A 10,180-nucleotide genomic window follows, 5' to 3' on the forward strand; every position below is an offset into this window, starting at 1 on the left:
AGTAGCCCCCACCCAGCTGCACGTGCTAGAACCCGGTGGATGCGGCGGCCAGGGCCGGAGCCACCCCGCCTCCGGGGGTTCCGACCTGATCCTCGAGGTAGTACCACCAGAAGGGCGCGCCCCAGGCGTCGGAGCGTCCCAGTGCGGCACCGGTGACGTGCTCGGCGACGGCGGTGCGGGCCACGGCCGGGTCGGTTGTCGACCCGAACCACCAGGGGCCGGCGTTGAGGTCATCAGCCCCGTACCCCAGCTCGGTGACGGCGATCCGGGATGCCGGGAAGGCCGCGTCCAGAGTGCTCAGGATCCGGTCGGCAGCCGTACCCAGCGGGTGGAGCTGGGGGTAGACGGACAGCCCGACGACGTCGACCAGGTCCCTGATCGGCTGGGTGATCTCCCTGGCGGCGTAGCTGAACAGGGAGAAGGCCGGGTCCGCCTGTCCGAGCTGGTAGTACAGGGTGAGCACTGTGGCGGCGCTGGTGCGCTCGCGGACCGCCTTGGCGGCGCGCAGCGCCTTGGCGACCGGTCCGGTGCCAAGCCAGTCCCCCCCTATCTCGTTTCCGATCTCCCAGGCGTCCACACTCGGCAGGGCCTTGATGAGGGCGTCGACCCGCGTGTCCCAGGCGGCGTCGCTCAGAGCGGCCATGTCGTGGGAGTCGCAGATCTGAGCCAGAGCCAGGCCACCTTGCGCATGCAGGGCGTCGACCGTGGTTTTCCAGCCAGCCATCTCCTGGGCGTCACCGGGGTCGCCGATCACAAGCCGGGCCGACACCTTCCGTTTGCCGCCCCCCGGTCCGTTCGGGGCCAGGGCGGCGGTGATCTCGGCGGCAGTGGGCACTCGGGTGAAGGTGACCCCGATGATGGCGTCCTGCGGTGCTTGGGCCACGAGCGCCCGGTCCAGGGCGAGCTGGACCCCGGCGGCGGACTCCAGGGCTGAGTTCGCCAGGCGGCCTCTGTCGGTCCAGGACTGGGCTGTGGCGCAGCCATCCAGGGACTGCTGGGCGGATGCCCGCAGCGTCACAGCCTCGTCGGAGCCCTTGAGGCCCTGCGCGGTAACCTGCTGGTAGCGCTCGTCCTGATGCTCGTGAAGTGTCCTGGCCGCCAGCTCCAGAAGATCGTGCTCACCGGAGGCGGGCAGATCCGCCATGAGGGCCGAGTACCCGTGGCTGGTGGGCCACGACATGGTCAGGGTGCAGGCGCGCCCCGTGGGTACGTCGAGACCGATGACCCCGCCCTCGTCCTGGTAAAGCGGCCCGACGGCGATGACCTCCAGGGTCCTGGTGTCCAGCAGGGCGTCGTCGTAGCCGGCTTCGCCCCTGCCGTTGGACTGGATGCGCCGCAGCGCCTCGAGGTTGAGGGCGTTGCCCTGAGCGTCGGTGATGTGGAGGCTCAGATGAGTCGTCGCGCCGTCGCCCATGGCCGGCGGCGTGGTCATGTGCCCGTGGCCACAGGAGGACACTGACGCTCCCATAACCCCGGCACCCAGGAGCGCCAGCGCCCTTCTGCGGTTGGTTTCAAGAATCATGGAACCATTATTCCCGTCTCTTGAGAGTTTTTCCGACCGAACGGTTCCGTCGTGGTGGAAGACAGGCGACTCAGCGCCATTTCCTGAACCGTTATCACTTCAGCTCCGAAGCCGGAACGAAGGTGTACCCCTCGGCCTTGATGCCGGCGACGATCTTCTTCAGCTCGGGCAGCGGGTAGTAGGGGTGGAAGAAGAAGCTGGCGGTAGCGTGAGTGTTGACGAGGTTGAGCTTGGCCGCGTCGATGACCTCCTGAGCCAGGCGCGGCGGGTGCTGGTTGATCTCATTGGGTTCGAAGTTACCCAGGTTCTCCGGCAGGATGTGGGACCCGTAGGGGTCATTGACCGCATAGGGGAAGAACTGCCCGTAGTAATCGTGGGGGCCGGCCTGGGTGTTGGTCAGAGTGCCGGCGTAGAGAAGCTCGCGCTCATAGCGCACCGGGTACTGCTCGCCGATGCCGTAGTAAGCCTCGCGGGTGGCCGAGTAGTGCGGGGTCTCGAAGATCTCCGGAGTCGGCAACCCGACCTCGCCGAAGATCTGGCGCCCCTGCTCCACGCGCTCCGCGGCCCATGCCTGGGAGGTTCCCGGAAGGGTGCCTCCGATCTGTACGTAGGACTTGTCCTGGCAGTCGACGGCGGGGGCCTTGGTGTCGTTCGTGGTGGAGCACCACGAACGGATGAATTCGAAGTCGTCGGCGGACACGGCATTGTACGGGTTGTCCAGAGTGCCGAACTGGTGGGTGGTGCCGTGCTGGACAATCGTTCCGCCCTTGTTCACGGCGTCCTGGAGGACGGCCACCAGCTCCGGGGAGTCCTTGAGAGTCATCTCCTTGGGCACACCGTTGTTCTCGGTGCCCTTGGGGTCGACGTACTTGGGAACCACCGCCATCTGGAAGGGAACGTTCTCGCTGTAGAAGTAGTCGACGATCGCCTGGAGCTCCTCCGGATCGCTGTCCGGGGTGACATCCTCCAGGCGCACGGCAGCCTGACGGTACTGCTGGGCGTTGGGCTGGAGGAAGTCCAGGAGGATATCGGCGGCGGCGATGTAGCGGTCCTGCTCACCCAGGTAGGTCAGGGGGATCTCGCCGATGAAGGTCAGTCCAGAGGAGCTGACGGCCCAGGGGAAGGAGTTGGTCCCGGACTGGGCGACGGACGCGCAGGCCGTGGCCGCGCCGTCGGACTTGGAGCACTCGGCGCGCCCCAGGACCTTGACGTCCTTCTCGCGGGTGATGTGCGGAGCTATGATCCCGCCGCTGTTGAGCTCGTTGCGCTTCAGGGAGGCGCCGTTGTAACTGATCTTGGTGACGCGGTCGGTGGAGTCAATGTAGGAGGTCGCGGCGTCCCAGCCGTAGCGCTGGGTGAAGGCGGCGCGGTCGGCATCGGTCTTGGTCAGCTGCCAAATGTTGAAACCGGACCACATCACCGGGACGTTGCCGGTGAGGGTGTCGTCGATGAAGGCGCGCGGCAGGGGCTCGTCGTAGGTCGAGCCGATGTAGACCACGTTGGTGAAACGACCGGCCAGGCCTGCGACATAGTCCTTGACGGGAAGGGTGGTCACAGTCCCGGAGTGGCTGGCCAGGGTGCCCATGCTCAGGGCGTAGTACTCCCCCAGCTTGGCGTAGTCACCGGTCGTGTCGAACAGGACCAGGGTCGATGCGGGTCCCGCATCCTGGTTGGAGAAGCTCACCGCGCCGACAGGAATCTCGGGCGCATTCTGCTTCAAGTCACGAATCTGAACCTGCCCCGCGGCGGGCGCGGGCTTGTTCAGGTCAACATCGGCCTGCTTATCGCCCTTGAGGGGGAGCTCCTTCTTGGCCGCGGCGGCGGGCTCGGGCGGGGCCGGAAGCGGGTTCTTGGCCGGGTCCGCGTCGTTGGCCTGTGCACCATCGGCCTGCTTCGCCGCGACAGCCCGGGCCTGTGCCTGGGAGACAGCCGACTGGGGCGTGGCCTGGGCGGGGCCCACAGAGGCGATGGAAGTGCCCAGGCACACCGCGATGGCGGCCAGTGCGCAGCGGCGTCGTCGAGACGACATGAGGGTCGGGGTGATCATGAATCCTCCTTGTGAGATGAGGTGGGAACTGGGTCGAACTCGGGCAGGGGGACGCCACGGCCGAACAGGGCGGCGGTGGCTGCCAGGATGCGCTCGCATGCGTGCCCGTCGCCGTAGGGGTTGGCGGCGTGGGCCATGGCCGTGTAGGCCGCCTCGTCGGTCAGCAGGGTGGAGACCCGCTCGACGATGCGGTCCTCGTCGGTTCCGACCAGCTCGGCGACACCGAAGGCCACGGCCTCGGGCCGCTCGGTGTTGTCGCGCATGACCAGGACCGGCTTGGACAGCGCGGGAGCCTCCTCTTGGACGCCCCCCGAGTCTGTGAGGACGACGTCGGAGCGGTCGATGAGCGCGCAGAAGGCGCCGTACTCCAGCGGATCGCACCACAGAACATTGCGGTGGCCCTCGATCTGCGGCAGGAGGTCCTCGCGGACTTTGGGGTTGCGGTGGACCGGCAGGACGAAGAGCACCTCGGGGTGGAGCTCGGCCAGGCGGGCGACGGCGCGTCCGATGGCCCGCATCGGCTCGCCCCAGGACTCGCGGCGGTGGGCGGTCACGAGCACGACTCGTCGGGAGCCGTCCTCCAGAGCCGCCGCCAGGTTCTCATCGGGTGGTGGAATCCGGCGGTCGACGGCGACCAGGAGCGCGTCGATGACGGTGTTACCCGTGACGCGGACGGTCTGCGGGTCGGTGTTCTCGCGCAGCAGGTTGTCCCGACTGGTGGTGGTGGGACACAGATGCAATGTGGTCACCTGGCTGATGAGCCGCCGGTTGGCCTCCTCAGGGAAGGGCGAGGAGATATTACCGGTGCGCAGGCCGGCCTCGACGTGGAGGACGGGGATCTCGTGGTAGAAGGCTGCGAGCGCGGCGGCGAAGGCGGAAGTGGTGTCGCCCTGGACCACGACTGCGTCGGGGCGATGTGCCTCGATCGCCCGACCCACCCCCTGCAGGGAACGGTTGGTGATCTGGGTGAGGGTCTGTCCCGGGGCGTGGATGTCGAGGTCGTCGTCGGGGACGATCCCGAAGAACTCGTGGACCTGGTCGAGCATCTCGCGGTGCTGTCCGGTGACGACGACGATGGGGTCGAAGCGCTCGTCGTCGCGCATGGCCGCCACCAGGGGGGCAAGCTTGATCGCCTCCGGGCGGGTGCCGTAGACGAGCATGGCCCTCAAGGGCCCGCCCGATGGCGTGGTGTGTGTCGTCATGGGTTCTCCTGCTCAGGTGTGTCGGGATCGGGCGCCGATACGGTCGGACGCCGGGATCGGGATGGGCAATGGCCGCCTCGGACCGGTCTCACCGGTCCTCGGTGATCGGGGTGAACGTGACGTCGGAGTCCTCGCAGTAGGCCGCTACGGCTCCGGACCGGTAGGGGGTCTGGGAGTCGGTCACTGTTCCGAGCTCCTTTCCGTCCACGGTGATGACGAAGCTGACCGCTGCTGGATTGGTGGTGTCAATGGCAACGGTGACATCGTGGCTCGCCCCGGGCGGGTAGACGGGAGAGTTGCCGGAGGCCAGGAAGCGCTGGGCGCCCTCGTAGGCGGTGTCCTGCTTGGAGACCTCCCAGCCGTTGGGCTTGAGGGCCAGGGCGTAGAAGTGGTTGTTGTCGGAGTAGTTCCACAGGAGCCAGGCAACCTCCCAGGCGTTGGGACTGCCGTCCTCACGGAGTTGACTGACGGTGGTCATCCTGGTGTGAATGGTCTGGACATTGCCCTCCTCGACCTCGACCGTGGTGGACTTGGCCAGCCCCGCATGCGTCTTGTCCTGGGAGTCGGCCGACGTCGGCTTGAGGCGCAGCAGGCCGTCTGCGCACGAGGCCTCGCCGTAGCCGTCGAAGACGATCTCCCATTGGTCGCAGTCATGGGTGCCGGCCTCTCTGGCGTGGCAGTACACGGTGACTCCTAGGATCATTGCCAGGACGCAGCCGACCAGTAGTCCGCGGCGCAGGGCCTTGCCGTGACGGGCTCCGTCAAGGACTCCTACGTGCTGAGGGCCGGTGGTGGCTGTCATCTCATCTCCTCATTGGTCAGGTTTCCCGCTGTGTGGTGGGGGCTGCGCCCCACGATCGTCGCCCCGGTCATGGGGGCGCCGGTCAGGGTTGATCGACCCTGATCAGGAGTCCCCAGTGCGGTCGGCGCCGCCGACTGCCGAACCCCGGGTGGCGGCCCTCCCGGAGCGGCGACGGCCGCAGCCGTCCGGGAGGGATCGGCACCCTGGGCCGGCTCGGCCTCACGAGCCGTCTTGGCCCAACCGGTTCGTCCGGTCATCTCCCTGGCCACGGCCCGCCAGCCGTAGAGGCTGGGAAGGAGTCCGTAGAGGACGAACACATGGGAGTAGCCCACCGCCTTGATCAGGTTCAGGCCCTCTCTGCGCTCGATGCGCCAGTAGATCCAGGCATAGATGAGCGCCGGCCCGAAGGCGATGACGTAGGCGCCCACGAGCCAGGCCCACGACTGCTCCCACCTCAGGACCGCAGCCACACCGGCGGTCACCATCGTGATGAGGAAGGACAGGGTCAGCAGGGACCCGGTCAGAAGAAGGTAGGGCGTGAGAATCTGCCAGAGCGTGTCGGCTCGTCCCAGTCCCCTCTGCTCGCGGGCAACGGAGCGCAGGAGGTGCAGCGCCTGGAGGTTTCCCTGGAACCAGCGGGTGCGTTGGCGCATGAGGCGACGCATGTTGGTCACGCCCTGCTGGTGGACGGAGGCCGAGGGCCAGAACTCGTTGGTCCAGCTGGTGGCATTGAGCCGGATCCCCAGATCGAAGTCCTCAGTCAGGGACCGGGTCCAGGGCCTGGGGCCCAGGGCGTCGAGCGCGCTGAGGCGGACGAACTGGGCGTTGCCGCCCATGCCCACGCTGTGAACTCGGCGCCGTCCCCGCTGGAAGACCTCGGTGAAGATGACGAACTCCATATCCTGCATACGGGCCAGCAGTGAGCCGAAACGGTTGTTGATGCGCACGCCCATCTGGACGGCACCGACCTCCTGGGGGGCGAAGGCCTTGCGGACCTCGCCGATGGCGTGCGGGTCGAGTCGGCCGTCGGCGTCCATGACCCCGACGACCACCCTGGAGGAGGACACCGACGTGCAGCGGGAGCGCACGATCGACAGTGCGTCGTTGAGCGCCTCCCCCTTCCCCAGACGGGCGTGCGGGGGACGGCGCCGCACCACCTCGACCCGTGCATCCCCGGCCTGGGCGGCCACCTGGGCGGTGTCGTCGTCGGAGCCGTCATCGATGACCATGATGCGCAGACCGGGGTCCGGGATCGAGGTCAGGCGCCTAACACTGGCTCCGATCACCTCCGCCTCGTTGAGACAGGGCATGAGGATGACGATAAGAAGCGGGGCATCCGGGTGCGAGGCCCCGCCGTGCTTCGGGGCCCCGCGGGAGGCCAGCAGCATGAACAGCGTGTAGACGAGAGCGACGGCGATCATTCCCAGCGCGCCCCACCAGCCGACGCGGTCGAGGATTCCCAGGGGGCTCGAGGGGCCGAGATCCATGAGCATCAACGAGAACTGCGTACTCATCACGCCCGCAGACTCATCGTGCCGCCGCGCCGTTGGACGTGACGCCCCATGGCGCTGCGCGAGCGTGGGAGCAGGCCGCGTACGGCGCCATAGAGGTTGGTCAGCAGGAAGAAGGTCAGAATGGCGACGAATACCAGTCCGGCGCAGTCGATGAGGAAACGGGCGATGAGTGCGGGAGGGGAGCCTGCCGGAGCGACGTACCACACAACGAACAGTCCGGTTCCGGCGGCGAATGGGGAGTAGTGCATGAGGCCATCCATCTGGATCCAAGGGGTAGGGCCGATACCGACCGGCATTACCGGAAGAGTGAGCTAAAGCCAGCCGATACCAACGCCTCGGTGCGGCGTGCCCGGGGGTGACGGGTGTGGGAACTCAGCCCGTCGGGCACGGCACACCGTGCGTCAAAACCAAATATAACAATAGAATAACACTTCGCAACACTGTGTCATTCGACTATCCGGCCGGCACTCTATTGGAGGAAGGCTCACAACACCCTCAAACGGCGTTATTGCAACGATTGAAGACTCAAGGAGGGAGTGCCTCGGTAGCGGCACTCCCTCCTCGATGAGCACGGAGAAGATCACATAACGATCTCGGTGGCCCGGTCGATCGTCTTTCTCACCCCATCCGGGCGCGAGCCGCCTCACCGTGAGCGGGCAGGTCTTCGCACGTCGCCAGTACCTCCAGCGGGGGTGTCATGGCCTCCAGGGCGCCCGCGTCGTACTCGATGAGCTGGACCGGTTTGAGGAAGGCCATGACACTCAGCCCGGCGGCAAAACGGGCGGTACCGCCCGTGGGCAGGACGTGGTTGGAACCCGCCAGGTAGTCGCCCAGGGGCACCGGGCTGAAGGGGCCCACGAAGATCGCCCCTGCGTTACGGACGCGACGGGCCACCTCGGCGGCGTCGGCGGTGTGGATCTCCAGGTGCTCGGCGGCGTAGGCGTCGGCGACCCGCACGCCCTGCTCGAGGTCGCGCACCAGGATGATGCCCGACTGCGGACCGTTCAGGGCGGTGCCCGCCCGGTCCCGGTGCCGGGTCGCACTGAGCCTGCGCTCGAGCGCGGCGTCGACAGCCTCGGCCAGCTCCGGGGAGTCAGTGATGAGAACACTGCCAGCATTGGGATCGTGCTCCGCCTGGGAGAGCAGGTCAGCGGCCACGTACTCGGGGTTGGCACCGGCGTCGGCCAGGACGGCGATCTCGGTGGGGCCCGCCTCGGCATCGATTCCCACCGTCCCCATGACAGCGCGCTTGGCGGCGGCCACGTAGACGTTGCCGGGACCGGTGATGACATCGACTCCCGGGCACAGGACCTCTCCCCCGGTGTCGGCGCGATCGATGTCATTCTGGGCATCGGCGCCATAGGCGAACATCGCGATCGCCTGGGCGCCGCCAACGGCGTAGACCTCGGTCAGTCCCAGCAGTGCGCACGCCGCCAGGATCGTGGGGTGGGGCAGTCCGCCGAACTCCGCCTGGGGCGGGCTGGCCACGGCGATCTGCTCGACGCCGGCGACCTGGGCCGCGACCGCGTTCATGACCACGCTGGAGGGGTAGACGGCCAGCCCCCCGGGAACGTAGAGGCCGACGCGCCTGACCGGGATCCAGCGCTGGGTGATGGCGCCTCCGGGGACCACCTCGGTGGTGCGCTCGGTGGGCACCTGAGCGGCGTGACCGGCTCGGTTGTGGGCGATAGACAGCTCCAGAGCCTCGCGCACCGCCGGATCCAGGTCGCTGAGTGCCTGGGCGATGGCCTGTGCGGGCACGCGGAGGTGAACGGGGCGCACGCCGTCGAAGCGCTCGGTGGCGTCGCGCAGGGCGGCCGCGCCCCGGGAGCGGACGTCCTCGATCAGAGGGGCCACCGCGGCCTGGGCGGCAGACACGTCGAGGGCGGCCCGGGGAAGAGCCTGTGCCAGCTCGCGGGGGCCGAGTCGGGAGCTGCGCAGATCGATACGGGAGAGCATGCCGACAAGCCTACCGGCCCCGCGCGAGGCGGCCTGGGAGAGATGTCCTCTCCCAGGCCCCTTAGAGGTACCGCGAAGCGTCTCAGAAGCTCACAGGGTCGCGCGCACGGCGCGGGCGGCCCCTACAAGACTGGCCAGGCTCGCCTCGGTCTCGGCGTAGGCGCGGGTCTTGAGACCGCAGTCCGGATTGACCCACACCTTCTCCGCGCCCAGGGCGTCCACGGCGCGCTGGAGCAGCTCGGTGCACTCGGCCTGGCTGGGAACGCGCGGGGAGTGGATGTCCCAAACACCCGGGCCGAGTTGACGCTCGAAACCGTGCTCGGCCACGGCGGGAAGGATGTCCATGCGCGAGCGGGAGGCCTCGATGGAGGTGACATCGGCGTCGAGGTGGTCGACCGCGTCGATGACAACGTCGAACTCGGAGTAGCACAGGTGGGTGTGGACCTGGGTGGCGGGTGCGGCCCCCCCGGTGGCCAGGCGGAAGGAGCCGACGGACCATTCCAGATAGGCGGGGCGGTCGGCGCGGCGCAACGGCAGGGTCTCGCGGATGGCGGGCTCATCGACCTGGATGACGCCGATGCCCGCGGCCTCGAGGTCTGCGACCTCCTCGCGCAGGGCCAGGCCCAGCTGGTCGGCGACCTGGGCGCGCGGGATGTCATCGCGCACGAAGGACCAGGCCATGATCGTCACCGGGCCGGTGAGCATCCCCTTGAGGGGCTTGTCGGTCAAGGACTGGGCGTAGGCCGACCAGGCCACCGTCATCGGTTCGGGGCGCACGACGTCTCCCCACAGGATGGAGGGGCGGGTGCAGCGCGAGCCGTAGGACTGGACCCAGCCGTGCTCGGTGGTCACGAAGCCGTCGAGCAGCTCGGCGAAGTACTGGACCATGTCGTTGCGCTCGGCCTCGCCGTGCACCAGGACGTCCAGGCCGAGGCGCTCCTGGAGGGCCACGACGCTGGCGATCTCCGCGCGCATGGCCTCGTCGTAGGCGGCCTCGCCGATCTCGCCCTTGCGCCGGGCGGCCCGGGCTTTGCGGATCTCGGCGGTCTGCGGGAAGGAGCCGATGGTGGTGGTGGGCAGCTCCGGCAGGCCGAGGCGCTCGTCCTGGGCGGCCTTGCGCTCGGCGTAGGGCGC

At 68.2% G+C, this 10,180-nt stretch carries 8 protein-coding genes; all 8 read right to left on the reverse strand.

The window, feature by feature from the left end; all coding sequences use genetic code 11:
• Positions 1–25: 25 nt before the first annotated feature.
• Positions 26–1,522, reverse strand: coding sequence for a hypothetical protein (locus tag HMPREF0975_RS00275; protein WP_009232074.1), 1,497 nt, complete (start codon positions 1,520–1,522; stop codon positions 26–28).
• Between the two features lie 94 nt (positions 1,523–1,616).
• Positions 1,617–3,569: a DUF2334 domain-containing protein gene (locus HMPREF0975_RS00280; RefSeq protein ID WP_009232075.1), complete on the reverse strand. Its 1,953-nt coding sequence runs from the start codon at positions 3,567–3,569 to the stop codon at positions 1,617–1,619.
• A complete protein-coding gene (gene wecB, locus HMPREF0975_RS00285; RefSeq protein ID WP_009232076.1) occupies positions 3,566–4,771 on the reverse strand; it encodes a non-hydrolyzing UDP-N-acetylglucosamine 2-epimerase in 1,206 nt (401 codons plus the stop codon). Before wecB ends, HMPREF0975_RS00280 begins: the two co-directional genes overlap by 4 nt.
• Before the next feature lie 88 nt (positions 4,772–4,859).
• Complete coding sequence (locus tag HMPREF0975_RS00290; protein WP_009232077.1) at positions 4,860–5,573, reverse strand: hypothetical protein; 714 nt, start codon at positions 5,571–5,573, stop codon at positions 4,860–4,862.
• The gene (locus HMPREF0975_RS00295) at positions 5,570–7,087 is read right to left on the reverse strand and encodes a glycosyltransferase family 2 protein (RefSeq protein WP_009232078.1); all 1,518 of its coding nucleotides are present in this window, start codon (positions 7,085–7,087) and stop codon (positions 5,570–5,572) included. Before HMPREF0975_RS00295 ends, HMPREF0975_RS00290 begins: the two co-directional genes overlap by 4 nt.
• Positions 7,087–7,335, reverse strand: coding sequence for a hypothetical protein (locus tag HMPREF0975_RS00300; RefSeq protein WP_232212422.1), 249 nt, complete (start codon positions 7,333–7,335; stop codon positions 7,087–7,089). Before HMPREF0975_RS00300 ends, HMPREF0975_RS00295 begins: the two co-directional genes overlap by 1 nt.
• Positions 7,336–7,705: 370 nt before the next feature.
• Positions 7,706–9,046 (reverse strand): histidinol dehydrogenase, encoded by a 1,341-nt coding sequence (hisD, locus tag HMPREF0975_RS00305; RefSeq protein ID WP_009232080.1) that lies wholly within the window; start codon positions 9,044–9,046, stop codon positions 7,706–7,708.
• Positions 9,047–9,136: 90 nt separating this feature from the next.
• Positions 9,137–10,180 (reverse strand): 5-methyltetrahydropteroyltriglutamate--homocysteine S-methyltransferase (gene metE, locus HMPREF0975_RS00310; RefSeq protein ID WP_009232081.1); only part of this gene is annotated, 1,044 nt, incomplete at its 5' end.

The organism is Actinomyces sp. oral taxon 849 str. F0330 (assembly GCF_000239715.1).
GTDB lineage: Bacteria > Actinomycetota > Actinomycetes > Actinomycetales > Actinomycetaceae > Actinomyces > Actinomyces johnsonii.

Bases quoted from the DNA above. Each gene is read 5' to 3' on its own strand.
- hisD (WP_009232080.1), bottom strand. From the start codon at position 9,046: ATGCTCTCCCGTATCGATCTGCGCAGCTCCCGACTCGGCCCCCGCGAG.
- HMPREF0975_RS00280 (WP_009232075.1), bottom strand. From the start codon at position 3,569: ATGATCACCCCGACCCTCATGTCGTCTCGACGACGCCGCTGCGCACTG.
- HMPREF0975_RS00295 (WP_009232078.1), bottom strand. From the start codon at position 7,087: ATGAGTACGCAGTTCTCGTTGATGCTCATGGATCTCGGCCCCTCGAGC.
- HMPREF0975_RS00300 (WP_232212422.1), bottom strand. From the start codon at position 7,335: ATGCACTACTCCCCATTCGCCGCCGGAACCGGACTGTTCGTTGTGTGG.
- wecB (WP_009232076.1), bottom strand. From the start codon at position 4,771: ATGACGACACACACCACGCCATCGGGCGGGCCCTTGAGGGCCATGCTC.
- HMPREF0975_RS00275 (WP_009232074.1), bottom strand. From the start codon at position 1,522: ATGATTCTTGAAACCAACCGCAGAAGGGCGCTGGCGCTCCTGGGTGCC.
- HMPREF0975_RS00290 (WP_009232077.1), bottom strand. From the start codon at position 5,573: ATGACAGCCACCACCGGCCCTCAGCACGTAGGAGTCCTTGACGGAGCC.